A 16,665-nucleotide genomic window follows, 5' to 3' on the forward strand; every position below is an offset into this window, starting at 1 on the left:
CTCGCGGTGCGTGTTTCTCGTGCAAGGTAGCCTGCGACCTCCGGGCGCGGGTTGCGCGTTTAGCGGCGAGCGCTAGTGTCTGCGCGCGCTCCGACTCCCGTCCTCGGAGAGGCCGGGCTACCTCTTCACTTCCGATTCTTCTCGCGCCACTGCCACGGCGGCGTCGGTGTCTTGTCCTGCCACACGCCGAACTTCTGCTCCCGCGCGCGACGTTCGAGCATCTCCATCACGCTGTCGTTCGGGTAGAGTCGTTTATACCACCAGCCCCAACCGGCGGCGACGATGTCCTCGTTCAGCGAGCGGCCGTTGCGATACTTCACGTCGCCGACGAGACGGCCGTAGCTGTCGAGTGTCTTGGCCGTGATGCGCACCTCCGCGCCGAGAATTTTGCTTTCGGTGAACTGCTTGGCCTGCTCGCCGCGCTCCTGGTGCAACTCCGGCGCGTCGAGCCGCGCGAGGCGCACTTCGTAGACGTCGGGGCCCTTCTGCACTTCGAGCGAGTCGCCGTCCTTCACCTTCACGACCCGCGCGGTGAAGTCCCGGAGGCTCGTCGGCGCCCGCCGCGTGCGCGCCTCGACCGGCGGTGCCAGCGCGAGCGCGAAGCAAAGGACGACAAACAGCAGGCGCGAAGGGGCTTTCACGGTGCCGGCAGCGTAGCGCGCCGGAGCCGTTTGCCGAGCCGGAAGCGGGACGTCCGGCCCATGCCTATGCCACCTTTCCCCCTTGCCGGAGCCGGGCGAGCCGGAGAACGTCCCGCTCCCATGGCTGCGCGCGCGCAACGCATCATTCTTAAATTCGGCTCCGGCATTCTCACGAATCCGAAGGGCAACGCGCTCGACCGCCGCCAGTTCTCCCGCCTCACCGCGGAGGTCGCCGCGCTCGTCCGCGCCGGCCACGAGTGCCTCATCGTCTCCTCCGGCGCCGTCGCCGCCGGCATGGCCGCTCTCGGACTCGCCGAGCGCCCGAAGGACCTCGCCGCCAAGCAGGGCTGCGCTGCCGTCGGCCAGGCGCGCCTGATGCAGCTCTACGCGACCATGTTCGCCAAACACGGCCTCACCGTGGCGCAGCTGCTCCTGACGCACAACGACCTCGATAGTCGCACCAGCTACGCGAACGCCCGCAACACTCTCGCGCAACTCTTCGCGCGCCGCGACGTCGTGCCGATCATCAACGAGAATGACTCGGTCGCGGTCGAGGAACTGAACTTCGGCGACAACGACCGTCTCTCCGCCGAGGTCGCGCTGCTCGTGAAAGCCGATCGCCTTTTTCTTCTCACGAGCGTCGACGGCGTGCTCGACGCCGACGGAAAAGTCGTGCCTGAGGTGCGCGACGTTGCCGCTGTCACCGGCCTCGTGCGCCAGGAAAAAGGCCGCCTGTCCGTCGGCGGCATGACCACAAAGCTGCAAGCCGTGAAAATCGCCACGCAGGGCGGCGTGCGCGGCCAGATTCTCAACGGACGCACGCCCGGCCTGCTCAAGGCTGCGCTCGCCGGCCGGCGTGTCGGCACGGTCTTCCCCGCGCGGCGCGACTGACCATGAGCGATCTCGCGACCCAGATTCGCGAACTCGGCCGCCGCGCGCGTGCGGCGGCGACGCAACTCGCGCTCGCCTCCCGCGCCGACAAGGACCGCGCGCTGCGCGCCATGGCGGAGGCGTTGTTCGGAGCGCGCGCTGAAATCCTCGCCTCCAACGCCGCCGACCTCGCCGCCGGAGAGAAGGCGGGTTTGTCGAACGCAATGCTCGATCGCCTGCGCCTCGACGAGAAACGTCTCGCGGCAATGGCGGACGGCGTGCGCGCCGTGGCGGATTTGCCCGACCCCGTCGGTCGCGTGCAGCGCGAATGGTCGCACGCGAACGGCATCGTCTTCCGCAAGGTCGCCGTGCCCATCGGCGTCATCGGCATCATCTACGAGTCCCGCCCGAACGTGACGAGCGACGCCGCGTCGCTCTGCCTGAAAGCCGGCAACGCCGTGATCCTGCGCGGCGGCTCCGAGTCGCTGCGCACCAACCTCGCGATTGCCGCCGCGCTCTCGCGGGGCCTAGCCGCGTCCGGCCTGCCCGCCGATGCGGTGCAGCTGATTCCCGCCGCCGACCGCGAGGCCGTGAAGCACCTCGCTGCGCTCGACGAATTCGTGAACCTCATCATCCCGCGCGGCGGTCGCGGCCTGATCGAAGCTGTCGTCGCCAGCGCGCGCGTTCCGGTCATCAAGCATTACGACGGCATCTGTGCGCTCTACGTCGACGCCGCGGCCGATCTCGGGATGGCGGAACAGATCGCGCTCAACGCGAAGTGCCAGCGCCCCGGCGTGTGCAACGCCATCGAGACGCTCCTCGTGCACCGCGCGGTGGCGACGGAATTTCTGGCCCGCGCCGGCCAGGCGTTGCGTGCGCGCGGCGTGCAGTTGCGCGCCGATGCGACCGCGTTGGGGTTCCTCGGCGGCGAGCAGCCCCCGCAGGTCGTCGCCGCGACGGAGCAGGATTTCCGCACCGAGTTTCTCGACCTCATCCTCGCGGTGAAGGTTGTGGACAGTCTCGATGCCGCCATCGCGCACATCGAGGCGCACGGCTCGCACCACAGCGACGCGATCGTGACGGCGGACGCGGCGGCGGCGGAGAAGTTTCTCAACGCGGTCGACAGTGCCACGGTCTACTGGAACGCGAGCACGCGTTTCACGGACGGCGGCGAGTTCGGTTTCGGCGCGGAAATCGGCATCAGCACCGACCGCTTGCACGCGCGCGGGCCGATGGGCCTCGAGGAGCTGACGACCTACAAATACGTCATTCGCGGCACCGGGCAGGTGCGGTAGCACGCAGGCGCGCGTCGCGCCGAGGACTCTCGCGAACGAGAGACTCGCAGCCCTACGTGTCGCATCGACAACGCGCGGCGCTTCGCCAAGTTTCCCGCCATGCCTGCCGCCTTCACCATTTCCCGTCGCCGCTGGCTGGTGCGTGTCGCGGTGGCACTGACGATTCTCGCCGTGCTGGTTATCCTGATGCGTCGGCCGCTCGCCGGCGCCGCGCTGTCGGCCTCGTTGAAAATGGCGGGAGCCGGCGACGTGCGCATGGATGTCGTGAGCGCTTCGCCGTGGCTGGTCGAGGTTCAGGACCTCGGCTTCCGCGTGAAGACGCAGCGCTTCGACGCGAAGCGGGTGACGCTGGACCGGCGGCATTGGTGGTCGCCGTCGCTCGCGTCGATCCGAGTCGAGGGGGCGAAGATGCCGGTGACGGTGGACGGTTCGGACACCAATCCGTGGCAGTGGGCGAGCTACAGCGGCGGTGGCGGCACGTCTTCGACGATCGCGCTCCCGGCGGACGAGGTGAGCATCGACGGTGTGCTGGTCGTGCAGGCGGCGGGCGAGCAGCAGCAGGACGTGCGGGTGCAATTCGCCGCCAAGCCGGCGGGGAAAGAGCGTTGGAGCGCGCGCGTGGACGCGACCGCGCCGGGCTTCGCCGCGAAAATCGACGGTGAATTCGATTTTGCGAGCGGGGCGTGGAAGTTCCGGGTCGCGGACGCGCAGCTCGATCTCGGGCGATGGCAGGATTTCATCGGACAGATGGTCATGCTGCCGGACGGCAAATGGACGCTCGCCGGCAAACTGCAGGGCAGCGCGACCGGAGCCTACACCGACGGCAAGCTCGCGCTCGCGGGCGACGTGGAGCTGAGCGAGGGCCGTTTCGAGTTTCCGGCGCGCAGCGTCGTCGCGGACGGCGTGAGCGCGAAGTTCCGTTTTCGCGATCTCGACAAATTCATCTCCGAGCCCGGCGAAGTGCGCGTGGCGTCGCTTACTGCCGGCGAGATCAAGACGACCAACCTCGAACTGCAGTTCGCCTTCGACACGGTCGAGAAAATCGCCGTCACGCGTGCGACGCTCGAGGCCTTCGGCGGCCGCGTCGCGGCCGAGCCGTTTCGCTTTTTCCCGCGGCAGAACGAGCTCGAGGCGGTGCTGCTCGTGGATGGCCTCGTCGTGGAGCAACTGCTCGCACTCGCCAAGGATGTGCCCGCGAAGGCGACGGGTCGCGTCGACGGACGCGTGCCGTTGCGCATCGACGGTGCCGGGCTGCGTTTCGGCACGGGCTGGCTGGAGTTGAAGCGCGGCGTCTACGCCGAGGTGCAGTTCAACGCGGACGGCTTGCTCACGAGCGGCGTGGCGCCAAACAGCGCGCAATACACCGTGATGAAGAAGATCGAGGCCGGCCTCCTGCGCCTGAAGCTCGCCGAGCTACGCCTCGACATCCGGCCGCTCAAGGCCCCGCCCGGCCGCTCGGCGATCGTGCACCTCGCCGGTTCGCCCGTGGACCCCGAAGTGAAGGCGCCGGTGACGCTCGATCTCAACGTGAACGGGCCGTTCGAAAGCCTGCTCAACCTCGGCTTGAACAGCCGCGTGAGCTTCGGGGGCAAGTAGGCGAGGGGAACCGACCCTCCTGTCGCGTGACTAACGTGAATATTCCGGCGTGACGACGCGTCGAATTGCCGAAACCTTCCCCGTATGAAACGTCCCTTGTTCCTCGCGGCCGTTGCCGCCCCGCTCCTATTCGGCGGGTGCCTGAACGTCCGCACCGAACCGATCGAGGTGAAGCCGATCCACATCACCGTCGACGTCAACGTGAAGGTTGAGCGCGCGCTGGAGGATTTCTTCGGCGGCCTCGACGCCAAATCTGCCACCACCACTCACGAGGAGAAAAAGCCATGATCGCCCGCCTTCTTGCCGCCTGCCTCGCGCTCTGCGCGTTCACTGCCACCGTCTCCGCCCAATCCGCGGCGGCCATCCGCCAGCGGATGGAGCAACGCCTGCCGCAACTCGATGAGTTGAAGGCCAAGGGCGCCATCGGTGAGAACAATCGCGGCTTCGTCGAAGTGCGCGGATCGGCCGGCAACGCCGCGTCGCTGGTTTCAGATGAGAACCGCGATCGCGAATCGGTCTACGCGCTGATCGCGCAGCAGACCGGCGCCAGCGCCGACTCCGTGGGTCGCGCCCGGGCGAAGCAGATCGCGGCGAACGCGCGCTCCGGCGTGTGGGTGCAGGACGAGAGCGGCGCGTGGAAGAAGAAGTGAACGCGCGAAACGACTTCGCTGCGTGAAAAACAAAAGGCCGGCAAACGCCGGCCTTTTTCGTGCGGGGAGATCGCGCGCGCGACTCAGTCGAGTTTGAAGCGGCCGTAGTTGCCGGTCCACGGGAACTGGCTCATGTCGATCGCCTGGCCGTTCACCTCGACGCGCAGCTTGCTGCGATCCTCGACGGTGATGCGCAGGATGCCGACCTTGCGGAAGGACCGCGTCTCGCCGCGGGCGAGCGAGCCGTCGAACACGATGCCTTGATCGGCATCGCGCACGACTTTGACGCGCGTGTTGTCCAAGGCGGTGAAGGTGAGCGTCTGCGCACCGGCGACGGCATCGATGCCGACGGGATTTTGCGGGGAGGATTGCGGGCCGGAGTTTTCCGCGGCGGCCTGTTTCGGAGCGGTCGGACGCGATTCGGTGCGGCTGGAAAGGACGTTGATGAGCAGCACGACCACGACGACGAGCACGAGCGCGCCGCCGCCGAAGAGGGCGTATTTCAGCATCACGGGGTCGAGGCCGTTGCCACCGCCGGTGGCGCGCGGCGCGGGCTCGGAGCCTTCGCCGCCGAGTTCGACGCGGCCGTAGTTCTCGCGCGTCTCGCGGCGCGGGGCGCGACCCTGGTCGGCCATCATCGTGTCGAATTCGGACACGACGCGCACCGGATCGAATTCGAGATACTTTGCGTAGGTGCGCAGGAAGCCGCGGATGTAGAGCGGCGGCAGGTCGAAGTCGAACGAGTTGGCTTCGAATTTCTGGAGATAGTCGCCACGGATCTTCGTGGCTTCCGCGGCTTCGCGGATGGAGAGGCCCTTGCGCTTGCGCGCTTCCTCGAGTCGTTCGCCGAGCTTCTGCATGAGGGGACTTATTTCGGGTTGGAAGTGGGTTTGAAAGCTTAAAGCCGGATCACGGCTCGTAGGTATCGAGATCGACGAGGATTTCACGCGGGCTCGAGCCGTTTTCGGGGCCGACGATGCCCTTGTCTTCCATCACGTCCATGATGCGCGCGGCGCGGTTGTAGCCGATGCGGAGGCGGCGCTGCATCATCGAGGTGGAGGCGCGGCGCGTGGACTTGAGGACGTCGAAGGCCTGGCGGAACAAGTCCTCGTCGTCGCCCAAATCGCCGTCGCTTTCGCCGCCTTCGCCGTCCTCGTCTTCCTCGCGTGCGGCGCGGTCGATCTGCTGCTGGACGGATTGGGCGTATTGCGGCGGGCCGTTTTTCTTCAGGAACTCGACGATCTCCGCGACTTCCTCGTCGGCGACGAAGGCGCCTTGCGCGCGGACGATGCGCGACGTGCCGGGCGGCGTGAAGAGCATGTCGCCGCGGCCGATGAGTGTCTCTGCGCCCTTGCCGTCAAGAATGGTGCGCGAGTCGACTTGCGAGGCGACTTGGAACGCGATGCGCGAGGGAAGGTTGGCCTTGATGACGCCGGTGATGACGTTCACCGACGGGCGCTGTGTGGCGATGATGAGGTGGATGCCGGCGGCGCGGGCGAGCTGCGCGAGGCGGGCGATGCTCGTCTCGATCTCGGCCGGCGCGATCATCATGAGGTCGGCCAGCTCGTCGACGATCGCGACGATGTAGGGCAGGCGCTCGGGGATCTCGATGTCGTCGGGCGCGACGCCGCTGAGTTCGCCCTGTTGCTCGGGCGGAAGCTCGACGGGTTTGTCCTTCTTGCGGTTGTTGAAGCCGGCGATGTTGCGGACGTTGACCTTCGCGAAGATCTGGTAGCGCTGCTCCATCTCGCCGAGCAGCCACTTGAGCGCGGCGGGCACTTTCTTCGGCTCCGTCACGACCGGAATGAGCATGTGCGGCAGCGAGTTGAAGACCTTCAACTCGACGACCTTCGGATCGACCATGATGAGGCGCACGTCCTTCGGGCTCTTCGAGTAGAGGATCGAGGCGACGATGGAGTTGATGCAGACCGATTTGCCGGAGCCCGTCGCGCCGGCGATGAGCAAGTGCGGCATCTTCGTGAGGTCGGAGACGAGTGGTTTGCCGGAGACGTCCTTGCCGAGGGCGATGGGCAGCTCGGCCTTGGCGTGCGCCCAGTCCTCGCTCTCGAGAATCTCGCGCATGCCGACGGGCGTGGGCTTTTGGTTCGGCACTTCGACGCCGACGGCGGCCTTGCCGGGAATCGGGGCGAGGATGCGCACCGATTGCGCGCGCATGCCGAGGGCGATGTTCTTGTCGAGGCCGGAAATTTTTTCGACGCGCACGCCGGCGGCGGGGACGACTTCGTAGCGGGTGATGACGGGGCCGACGTGGATTTCGCCGAGGGAGACCTCGACGCCGAACTCACCAAGGATGCGGAGGAGATTCTCGGCGTTCTGGCGGTGTTCCTCCTCGGAGTTGGCGGCGTCGAGCTTCACCTGCTCCTTGAGGATCTTCAGCGGCGGGAATTCGTAGTTTTTGTCGTCGGTCTGTGGGAGGATGATCTTGGCCTTCTTGGTTTCCTCCGGCTTGACGATGTTGAGCTCGATCTTGCCGGCGGCGGCGACGGCGAGCTGCTTGGTGTCGGTGGCGGTCGGTGCGGGTTTGGCGGCGGGCTTCGTCGGGAGCGCGAGAGGCTTGGGCGCTTCGGAGTCGGCCTCGGCGGACGGCGCACGCGAGCCGGGCTTCGGCGCATCGGCGAGCGGGTCGTCGGATTTCGGAACGATGGGCTTCTTCGAGGGGGCGAGCGGCTGGGGCGCCGGGCCGGGGCGGGTGGGGGCGGCAGGCGCGGCGGCGGCCGCAGCAGCGGCGGCGGCTTTCTGCTTCGCGAACTCCTCTTTCTGTTTCTTGCGCTCCTCGGCGAGGGCGGCGGCGAGGGCCGCGCGCTTTTGGCGCCATTCCTGGAAATTGTGGAGCAGCTTCTCGAACTCGGCCGTGATGTCCCGCGTGAAGATGAACACCATGCTCGTCAGGTAGACGGCGGTGAGCAGGAAAAACGACCCGAAGCCGCCGAACGTCGATTCGAAGAACCCGTCGTAGAGCGCCTTGCCCGTCCAGCCGCCGGCGCCGGAGGGGTAGACTTGGCGATTCATGAACGCCAAGCCCTGCATCGCGAGCAGCGGCGCGCCAGAGGCGAAGGAGAAGAACATCGCGATGAGCCGCGTGCCGGTGAGGTGGCGCGAACTCCGCACGTAGGTGACCGCCATCCAGAGCAGAAACACCGGGATGAGCCACGCCGCGCCGCCGAGGAATTTGAAGCTGAAAACCGAGATCACCACGCCCACGTCGCCGACGGGGTTTTTGTCCGCGGGCTGCAGCGCGATCTGCTGGAGTTTGCCGTTGATGACCTCGGTGCGGCTGCCGGATTGATCGAGGTAGTTCTGGCTCGGCGAATAGAACGCCATCGCGACGAGCACGAGGATGCCGAGGATCGCGCAGAGCACGAAACCGCCCCAATTCGGCCGGTGGCGCGGCGCCTCGAACGAGGGGTTGGAGTCCTTGGGATTTGTGCTCGCAGCTTTGGCCATTTCGATGCCTTTAGAGACGTCTAGCGCGGGTGAGGGTCAATGTAAATTCCCCGTTCCGCGCCACTCAACCTGCTAGCCTTCAACTACGATGCCGTTTTTTCGTTTCGACCCGATTTTCCAGGAACGCGTGTGGGGTGGACGCGCCCTCGCGGAGCGCCTCGGTCGTGCCTTGCCGGCGGGCAAGCCGATCGGCGAGAGCTGGGAAATCGTGGACCGTCCCGAAGCCCAGTCCGTCGTGCGCGGCGGCGAGTTCGCCGGCAAGTCCCTGCGCGAGCTGATCGAGGCGCGCGCCGAGGAAGTGATGGGGCCGGAGTGGGAGCGCACGCGGGCGTTTCCGATTCTCGTGAAGTGGCTGGACTGCCGCGAGCGTCTCAGCCTGCAGGTGCATCCGCCCGCCTCGATCGCGCTCTCGCTCGGCGGCGAGCCGAAGACCGAGAACTGGTTCGTCGCCCACGCCGAACCCGGGGCGGGGGTGCTCGCCGGTCTGGTCGACGGCGTCGACGCCGACAAGTTTCGTGCCGCGCTCGCGAACAACACCGCGGAACAACTCCTGCGCCGCCACGAGACGCGCGCGGGCGACTCGATACTCATCCACAGCGGCGTCATGCACGCCATCGACGGCGGCAACGTCATCCTCGAAATCCAGCAGAACTCCGACACGACTTACCGCGTCTACGACTGGGGCCGCGTCGGCCTCGACGGCAAGCCGCGTCAGATGCACGTCGAGCAATCGCTCGCCTGCCTCACGGCGAACACGGCGCCTGCGCCGCGCCTGCTGCGCGCGAACGAGCCGGGCGACGTGCTGGCGGATTGTGCGGAGTTTTGCATCCGCCGCGTCCGCCTCGCGCACGGCGCGCGCCTCGAGTTTGCCGCCCGCGACCAGCCGCGCCTGCTCTCGATCGTGACGGGTCGCTTGCAAGCCGGCGACGATGCGGTCGAGCGCGGCGAGAACGTGTTGCTGCCGTTCGCGGAGTCCTTTGCGTTCACCGCGAGTGAGGATACACTGGCGTTGATCACCGAGAATTTCGCCCGGACCTGAGCTGGGCGAAACCTCCGCGCCACACTTGAAAATCGCCAAACCCACGCCTACTTTCCGCCGTTCCGCATGAGCGAAACCAGCCAGACCGAAACTCCGAAGACTCCTTCCGCGTCCGACGCGGCCGCGAAGCCCGCCGACGCCAAACCCGCGCCCGAGGCTGCGAAAGCCGCGCCGTCCGTCGACGAGCAGCTGGCCGCAGCCCAAGCCCAGGCATTGGCCGCCGCCCGTGCCGAGGCGCAAGCCGCGCAGGAGCGTTACCTGCGCTCCGTCGCCGACCTGGAGAATTTCCGCAAGCGCACCGTGCGCGAGAAGGACGAGCTGCGCCAATACGCGACGGCCAACATCGTCGAGGACCTCATTCCCACGCTCGACAACCTCAGCCTCGGCCTCGCCGCCGCGAAGCAGCAGAGCGGCGACGCGAAGTCGATCGTCGACGGCGTCGGCATGGTGCTGGAGCAGTTCAAGGCCGCGCTCGGCCGCCACGGCTTGAAGGAAATCAATCCGGTCGGCGCTGCGTTCGACCCGCACCAGCACGAGTGCATCGCGCACCAGCCCGACGAGAAGGTCGCGGAGGAGAAGGTCATTTCCGTGGTGCGGCTCGGTTACTCGCTGAACGGCCGCCTCGTGCGCCCGGCGTCGGTGATCGTGTCCAGCGGCCCGGCCAAGCCCGAGACGAAGGCCTGACCATGGCGACGTCCAAGAAGGAAGACTATTACGAGCTGCTCGGCGTCGCGAAGGGCGCGTCCGAAGAGGATTTGAAGAAGGCCTATCGCAAGAAGGCCGTGCAGTATCACCCGGACAAGAACCCGGGCAACAAGGAGGCGGAGGAGATGTTCAAGAAAGTCTCCGAGGCCTACGAGGTGCTGAAGGACCCGCAAAAACGCGCGGCCTACGATCAGTTCGGCCACGCGGCCTTCCAGCAGGGCGGCATGGGCGGCGCGCGCGGCGGCGGCGGTTTCCCCGGCGGCGCGGGCGGCGGCTTTCACGATCCGTTCGACATTTTCCGCGAAGTCTTCGGGCAGGGCGGCGGTGGTGGCGGCGGGATGTTCGACGAGTTTTTTGGCGGCGGCGGTGGCGGCCAAGGCGGCGCGTCGCACGGCTCCGACCTGCGCTACGACATCGAGATCTCGCTCGAGGAGGCGGCGCACGGCGTGGAGAAGGAAATCTCGTTCCGCCGGCTGGGCACGTGCGCGCACTGCGACGGCAGCGGCGCCGAGCCCGGTTCGAAACGCACCACCTGCCCGACTTGCCGCGGCGCGGGACAAGTCACGACCTCGCGCGGATTTTTCCACGTGCGCCAGGTGTGTCCGACCTGCCACGGCTCAGGCGCGCGCTTCGAGCGCGTGTGCGCGAAGTGCGACGGCGAGGGCCGCGTGCAGGAGACGACCAAGATCAACGTGCGCATTCCGCCGGGCGTCGACACCGGCTCCAAACTCCGCTCCGCCGGCAACGGCGAGGCGGGCGTCATGGGTGGCTCGGCTGGCGACCTCTACATCGTCGTGCACGTGAAGGAGCACGAGATTTTCGAGCGGCAGGGCGACGACCTGTTCACCGAAATCCCGATCAAGTTCACCATCGCCACGCTCGGCGGCACGATCGAGGTGCCGACGCTGCAGGGCAAAGCCACGCTAAAAATTCCCGCCGGCACGCAATCCGCCACGACGTTCCGCCTGAAGGGCCGCGGCATGCCGCACCTGCGCGGTGGCGCGCACGGCGACCAGCTGATCCGCGTCCACGTCGAGGTGCCGACCTCGCTCAACAGCGAGCAGCGGAAGAAGCTCGAGGAGTTCTCGCAGGCGTGCGGCGACGTCGATCAACCGGTGGCCAAGAGCTTTTTCGACAAGGCGAAGAAATTTTTCTGACCCGCGCGGCGCAACGTGCCGATGAATTAGCCGCACCCTTCGGTGCGGCTTTTTTTTGGCCGGGCAGATTTTTCCGAAGCGGCGGCAAAGATTGCCGGACCGGGGTAGGGCAGGAGGTGAATCGGGGAACGCTTTCGGTGCGCGAATTTTTTAATTCGTTGGCAGCCGTGGGCTAATGGCATGCCCGAAATCGTTGGCACCGGCGTTGCTTTTCGCGGCGTCGGATGAATATCGGTCTCTATCAAAGCGCCTCCTCGATGTCGGCTCTCGAACGCTGGCAGGACGCGACGTCGCAGAACATCACCTCTGCGCAGACGACCGGCTACCGCAAACGCACCGTCGAGTTCTCCTCGCAGGTCGCGGGCAAGTGGAACATCCGCCCCGACGCCAAGAACGCCGGCCCCGAGAACGAGCACGCCGTCCTCTTCACCAAGGTTACCACCGGCATCAACTTCATGACCGGCGAGACGCAGCCCACGCGCCGCGAACTCGACGTCGCGATCCAAGGCGACGGCTTCTTCGAGATGGACGGCCCCAACGGCCAGAAGCTCTACACCCGCAGCGGCGAGTTCCGCATGACCCCCGAGCGCACGCTCGTCGGCGCGGGCGGCCTGCCGGTTCTGACCGAAGGCGGCAACCAGATCACGATGCTCCCCGGCGGCGGCGCGATCACGATCAACCGCGACGGCACAATTTTCCAAGGCAGCACGGCGCTCGGCAAACTCGGCATCTACAAGTTCTCGAATCCGGCCGCCCTCATGCCGACCGCGGGCGGCATGTTCGTCGCCGGGCCCGAAGCCGGCAAGGACACCATGGACGGCCCCGAGCTGATGCAGGGTTACCTCGAGCAGAGCAACGTCCAGCCGCTCCGCGAAATGGTCGACCTCGTCCTCATCAGCCGCGCCTACGAGGCGAACCAGAAGATCATCACCAGCGCCGACGAGCAGATGGAAAAAACCCTCCAAGCTCTCGGCTGAGCGCCCGCGCGCCAATGAATTCCCCATATAGACAACCGCTATATCACGACTGCATGGCCGCGCCCGGTGTGGGGCCGGGCCGGCCCCAGTCGTGGGGGGCGGATTTTCGTTCCACGCTAACCACCCACTGCTGACGCCATGAACCTCTCGCTCTACTCAGCCGCCACCGGCATGGAGGCCCAGCAGCTCAACCTCAACACGATCGCGAACAACCTCGCGAACGTGAACACCCCGGGCTTCAAGCGCAGCAAGATCGAGTTCCAGGACTTGCTCTACCAGAAGCCGCGCGCCTCGGGCTCCGATTCCGGCGGCGGTAATCTCGTCCCGACGGGCATCGAAGTCGGCAACGGCTCGCGCGTCGCCGCGACCTCCAAGGTTTTCACCCAAGGCCAGCTCACCAACACCGGCGAAAAGCTCGACGTCGCGATCCAAGGCGACGGCTTCTTCGAGGTGCAGCGCCCCGACGGCACCATCGGCTACACGCGCGACGGCTCCTTCAAACTCAACGCGCAGGGCCAGGTCGTCACCGTCGACGGCATGCCGATCCTCAGCGGCATGCAGACCATCCCCGCCGGCTCGAACGTCTCCATCTCCGAGGACGGCCAGGTCACCGTCCAGTCCTCGAGCGGCAGCACGACCTTCCGCCTCACGATGACGCGCTTCGCCAATCCCGCCGGCCTCCGCTCCATGGGCGGCAACGTCTACGAGGAAACCGCCGCCTCCGGCACGCCCGAGACCGGCAACCCCGGCGAGAACGGCTTCGGCCGCACGATCCAAGGCTACATCGAGGCCTCCAACGTGAACATCGTCGAGGAAATGGTCGCGCTCATCGTCGCGCAGCGCGCCTACGAGATTAATTCCAAGTCCGTGCAGTCGTCCGACGAGATGCTGCAAAACGTCGCGAACATGAAGCGCTGATCGCCATGAAACGCCTCCTCGCCACCTTCGTCGCCTTCTTCGCCCTCACCGCGCTCCGTGCCGACGAGCCGGCCACGAACGTCGCCACGCCCTTCGGCCAGGAAGCCTTCACCGCCGCGCTCACCCGCGACCTCGCCGCGCACTTCAACCTCGAGGGCGACCTCCAACTCGAGTTCATCCGCCCGTGGAGCTCGCCCGATCGCGTCGCCCGCGACTGGCAGGTGCAGATCAGCGAATATCCCTCCGTCGCCGCCACCTCGATGCTCCTGCGCTGCCGCATCCTCGCGGACGGCCAGTCGCTCGGCGAGATCACGCTCACGCTCCGCGCCGCGCTCTGGCGCGACGCCTGGGTCGCCCGCCAGCCGATCTCGAACAACACGCCGTTCGACGCCTCGATCCTCGAGACGCGCCGCGTCGACCTGCTCCGCGAGCGCGACGCCTTGCCCGCCGCCGTCGGCGATCACTCCTTCAACTTCGTGCGCGGCATCCAGGCCGGCCGCCTTCTCACCTGGCGCGACATCGCCCGCCGCCCGCTCGTCAAGAAAGGCGAGATGGTCGAAGTCTCCGCCGCCGACGGCCAGCTCGTGCTCACGATGAAAGCCCTCGCCATGCAGAACGGCGCGCAGGGCGAAGTCGTCACCGTCCGCAATCTCGACTCGAAGAAAGATTTCTCCGCGTTCGTCATCGATGAAAACCGTGTCCAAGTCCGCTTCTGAGCTCCGCGCTGCCGCCCTGATCGCGCTTCTCGCGCTCGGCACCGCCGGCGCGCATGGCGAGTCGTTGTGGGCGGCCTCGTCGGGCCCGCGCGGCATGTTCGCCGATCGCAAGGCCGGCCGCGCCGGCGACATCCTCACGATCGTCGTCGTCGAGAGCGTCGCCGCGACGAACACCCAGAGCAAATCCTCCACGCGCAAGTCCACCATCGAGGACGCCGTCAGCCAGTTCATGTTCTCCGTCGCCGCGAGCAAGTTCGGCACGCACAACGGCGAGCTCCCGTCGACCAACATCACCGGCAAGGGCGACTACTCCGGCGGCGGCCAGACCGTGAACAACCAGTCGCTCAGCAGTCGCGCCGCCGTGCTCGTCACCGACGTGATGCCCAACGGCAATCTCGTCATCGAGGGCATGCGCGTTGTGACGTTCTCCGGCGAGACGCAATACGTCGTCCTCCACGGCCTCGTGCGCCCCGACGACATCGGCGCCGACAACACGATCCTTTCCTCCAACATCGCCGATGCCCGCGTCGAGTTCGTCGCCGAGGGCACGCTCACCGACGCGCAGAAGCGCGGCTGGCTCGCGAAGCTCTACGAAAAACTCCGCCCGTTCTGACGCGATGTAACACGATTTCACGGTCCACTCAGGATCACGGATGAACACAGCACGACGCACCTCCTTCTCCTTCCTCCGCCGCGCGGCCACCTGCGCCCTGGCGGTTTTCGTCGTGGCGTCCGCGTCGCACGCCGCGCGCGTCAAGGACCTCACGCTCGTTGAAGGCGGTCGCGACAACCAACTCGTCGGCTACGGCCTCATCGTCGGTCTCGCCGGCGAAGGCGACAGCAACGCGCTGTCCACGCTCCGCGCCATTTCGAACACGCTCCAACGCTACGGCCTCACCGTCGCCGCCACCGACATCAAGTCGAAGAACATCGCCGCCGTCATGATCACCGCCGACATCGGCGCGTTCATGAAGCCCGGTTCGCGCATCGATGTGATGGTCTCCTCGATGGGCGATGCGAAGACGCTGCAAGGTGGCGTGCTCCTCCAGACTCCGCTCCTCGGCGCCGACGGCCGCGTCTACGCGGTCGCGCAAGGCCCGGTCGCCATCGGCGGCTTCGTCGGCGGCTCCGGCGGTGCAGGCGGCGCCACCGTGCAGAAGAACCACCCGACCGTCGGCACGATTTCCAACGGCGCCATCGTCGAGCGCGAGATTCCCGCGCAGTTCGTCCACGACCAGGTGCTCCGCCTCCTGCTGCACAATCCCGATTTCACCTCCGCCGCGCGCATGGCCGACGCCATCAACACGCGCTGGCCCGAGTCGCGCGCCATGGCCACCGACGCCGCGACCGTGCAGGTCAAGATCCCCGCCGAATACCGCAGCCGCGACGTGGCCTTCCTCGCCGACCTCGGCACTGTCGAAGTGCAACCCGACACGCTCGCGCGCATCGTGATCAACGAGCGCACCGGCACGATCGTCGCCACCTCCACCGTCCGCATCTCGCACGTCGCGATCGCCCACGGCGCGTTGACCATCACCGTCACGAACAACCAGGGCGTCTCGCAACCCGGCGCGCTCAGCAACGGCACCACGCAGACCGTCCAGAGCACGCAGACCGCGGTCAACGAGACCAAGGGCGGCTTCACCGTCCTCAACGAGCCGCCGACCGTCGAGCGCCTCGCCGCCGCGCTGAATTCCCTCGGTGTCTCCACGCGCGACATGATGGCCATTTTCCAATCGCTCAAGCGCTCCGGCGCCCTCCAGGCCGAGCTCATCATCAACTGAGCCATGAACGTCTCCGCCATTTCCCCCCGCCAATCCGCCGCCCAAGTCGCCTCGATGATGGCGAACCCGGGCAAGATGCAGAACCTCCCGCAGTCCGAGCAGGTGAAGGCCGTCGCCGGTCAGTTCGAGGCGATCCTCCTCCGCCAGTTCCTGCAGGAAAGCGTCGGCAGCATCATGGGCGGCAAAGAGGGCGGCGCCGGCGGTGGCGGCAGCGTCTACGGCTACCTGCTCACCGACGTCCTTTCGAACCAACTTTCCTCCGCCGGCGGCCTCGGCCTCGGCAATATTCTCCAACACCAGCTCACGCCCCGCGCCTCGTTGGCCGCTGTCACGGCTGACCAGAAAGACTGATCATGGATCACGACTGGAAAATCATCGCGGACGCCCTCCGCCACGAGATCGCCGAATACGGCGGCCTCCTCCACCTCTTCGAGGAACAGCAACGTTTCCTCTTCGCGCGCAATCCCGACGGCGTGCTCCGCCTCAGCGGCGAAATCGAGTCGCTCGTGCAAAGCCTCCACGAATCCCGCCGCAACCGCGAGGCGCTCGTCGCCGCGTTCGCCACCGAGAACAACGAGCTGCCGACCGCCACGCTCCGCACGCTGCTCCCGCACTTCGCCGCTGACGTCCGCCCGCTGCTCGAGGCGCTCATCTCCGAGATCAACATTCTCATTCACCGCGTCCGCCGCACCTCGCGCCACAATCACTCGCTGCTCTCGCGCACCGTCGAGGCCCAGCAGGAATTGCTCCGCCAGCTCCGCCCCGACTCCTTCACGCAAACCTACGCGCCCACGGGCCGCGTCACCCTCGGCGGCGTCCGCCCCGAGCCGGCCTTCCGCGTCGCGGGCTAAG

The 16,665-nt window shown here is 67.0% G+C and carries 18 protein-coding genes; 15 read left to right on the forward strand and 3 right to left on the reverse strand.

The window, feature by feature from the left end; genetic code table 11:
- Nucleotides 1-125: 125 nt before the first annotated feature.
- Nucleotides 126-641, reverse strand: coding sequence for a thermonuclease family protein (locus HZA32_05400; GenBank protein ID MBI5423501.1), 516 nt, complete (start codon nucleotides 639-641; stop codon nucleotides 126-128).
- A gap of 120 nt (nucleotides 642-761) precedes the next feature.
- Here HZA32_05400 and proB point away from each other — a divergent pair, with 120 nt between their 5' ends.
- The 5 genes from proB to HZA32_05425 all read left to right on the forward strand — a co-directional run bounded on the left by proB (nucleotide 762) and on the right by HZA32_05425 (nucleotide 5,052).
- Nucleotides 762-1,532, forward strand: a complete 771-nt coding sequence (gene proB, locus HZA32_05405) for a glutamate 5-kinase (GenBank protein ID MBI5423502.1) — start codon at nucleotides 762-764, stop codon at nucleotides 1,530-1,532.
- Between the two features lie 2 nt (nucleotides 1,533-1,534).
- Complete coding sequence (locus HZA32_05410) at nucleotides 1,535-2,806, forward strand: glutamate-5-semialdehyde dehydrogenase (protein ID MBI5423503.1); 1,272 nt, start codon at nucleotides 1,535-1,537, stop codon at nucleotides 2,804-2,806.
- Nucleotides 2,807-2,905: 99 nt separating this feature from the next.
- Nucleotides 2,906-4,402, forward strand: coding sequence for a YdbH domain-containing protein (locus HZA32_05415; GenBank protein ID MBI5423504.1), 1,497 nt, complete (start codon nucleotides 2,906-2,908; stop codon nucleotides 4,400-4,402).
- An 84-nt stretch (nucleotides 4,403-4,486) separates the two neighbouring features.
- The gene (locus HZA32_05420) at nucleotides 4,487-4,690 is read left to right on the forward strand and encodes a hypothetical protein (GenBank protein ID MBI5423505.1); all 204 of its coding nucleotides are present in this window, start codon (nucleotides 4,487-4,489) and stop codon (nucleotides 4,688-4,690) included.
- Nucleotides 4,687-5,052, forward strand: a complete 366-nt coding sequence (locus HZA32_05425) for a YdbL family protein (protein MBI5423506.1) — start codon at nucleotides 4,687-4,689, stop codon at nucleotides 5,050-5,052. The genes HZA32_05420 and HZA32_05425 overlap by 4 nt, the downstream gene beginning before the upstream one ends.
- Nucleotides 5,053-5,135: 83 nt before the next feature.
- Here the strand turns inward: HZA32_05425 and HZA32_05430 are convergent, their stop codons facing one another.
- The gene (locus tag HZA32_05430) at nucleotides 5,136-5,912 is read right to left on the reverse strand and encodes a DUF4115 domain-containing protein (protein MBI5423507.1); all 777 of its coding nucleotides are present in this window, start codon (nucleotides 5,910-5,912) and stop codon (nucleotides 5,136-5,138) included.
- A 49-nt stretch (nucleotides 5,913-5,961) separates the two neighbouring features.
- Nucleotides 5,962-8,517 carry a DNA translocase FtsK gene (locus HZA32_05435; GenBank protein ID MBI5423508.1) on the reverse strand — a complete coding sequence of 852 codons (2,556 nt, stop codon included), beginning with the start codon at nucleotides 8,515-8,517 and terminating at the stop codon, nucleotides 5,962-5,964.
- Between the two features lie 88 nt (nucleotides 8,518-8,605).
- Here HZA32_05435 and HZA32_05440 point away from each other — a divergent pair, with 88 nt between their 5' ends.
- From HZA32_05440 to flgN, 10 genes are all read left to right on the forward strand, one after another.
- A complete protein-coding gene (locus tag HZA32_05440; GenBank protein ID MBI5423509.1) occupies nucleotides 8,606-9,556 on the forward strand; it encodes a class I mannose-6-phosphate isomerase in 951 nt (316 codons plus the stop codon).
- 66 nt (nucleotides 9,557-9,622) lie between these two features.
- Nucleotides 9,623-10,240, forward strand: coding sequence for a nucleotide exchange factor GrpE (locus HZA32_05445; protein ID MBI5423510.1), 618 nt, complete (start codon nucleotides 9,623-9,625; stop codon nucleotides 10,238-10,240).
- 2 nt (nucleotides 10,241-10,242) lie between these two features.
- Nucleotides 10,243-11,418 carry a molecular chaperone DnaJ gene (gene dnaJ, locus HZA32_05450; GenBank protein ID MBI5423511.1) on the forward strand — a complete coding sequence of 392 codons (1,176 nt, stop codon included), beginning with the start codon at nucleotides 10,243-10,245 and terminating at the stop codon, nucleotides 11,416-11,418.
- A 224-nt stretch (nucleotides 11,419-11,642) separates the two neighbouring features.
- Nucleotides 11,643-12,395, forward strand: coding sequence for a flagellar hook-basal body protein (locus HZA32_05455; protein MBI5423512.1), 753 nt, complete (start codon nucleotides 11,643-11,645; stop codon nucleotides 12,393-12,395).
- Nucleotides 12,396-12,533: 138 nt separating this feature from the next.
- The gene (gene flgG, locus HZA32_05460) at nucleotides 12,534-13,313 is read left to right on the forward strand and encodes a flagellar basal-body rod protein FlgG (GenBank protein MBI5423513.1); all 780 of its coding nucleotides are present in this window, start codon (nucleotides 12,534-12,536) and stop codon (nucleotides 13,311-13,313) included.
- Between the two features lie 5 nt (nucleotides 13,314-13,318).
- Nucleotides 13,319-14,029 carry a flagellar basal body P-ring formation protein FlgA gene (gene flgA, locus HZA32_05465; GenBank protein MBI5423514.1) on the forward strand — a complete coding sequence of 237 codons (711 nt, stop codon included), beginning with the start codon at nucleotides 13,319-13,321 and terminating at the stop codon, nucleotides 14,027-14,029.
- A complete protein-coding gene (locus HZA32_05470; protein MBI5423515.1) occupies nucleotides 14,001-14,642 on the forward strand; it encodes a flagellar basal body L-ring protein FlgH in 642 nt (213 codons plus the stop codon). The genes flgA and HZA32_05470 overlap by 29 nt, the downstream gene beginning before the upstream one ends.
- A gap of 40 nt (nucleotides 14,643-14,682) precedes the next feature.
- Nucleotides 14,683-15,813 (forward strand): flagellar basal body P-ring protein FlgI, encoded by a 1,131-nt coding sequence (locus tag HZA32_05475; protein MBI5423516.1) that lies wholly within the window; start codon nucleotides 14,683-14,685, stop codon nucleotides 15,811-15,813.
- Between the two features lie 3 nt (nucleotides 15,814-15,816).
- Entirely contained in the window at nucleotides 15,817-16,164 is a 348-nt protein-coding gene (locus tag HZA32_05480) for a flagellar biosynthesis protein FlgJ (GenBank protein ID MBI5423517.1), read from the forward strand.
- 2 nt (nucleotides 16,165-16,166) lie between these two features.
- Nucleotides 16,167-16,664, forward strand: coding sequence for a flagellar export chaperone FlgN (flgN, locus tag HZA32_05485; GenBank protein ID MBI5423518.1), 498 nt, complete (start codon nucleotides 16,167-16,169; stop codon nucleotides 16,662-16,664).
- Nucleotide 16,665 lies beyond the last annotated feature (1 nt).

The organism is Opitutia bacterium (genome assembly GCA_016217545.1).
Lineage (GTDB): Bacteria > Verrucomicrobiota > Verrucomicrobiia > Opitutales > Opitutaceae > Didemnitutus.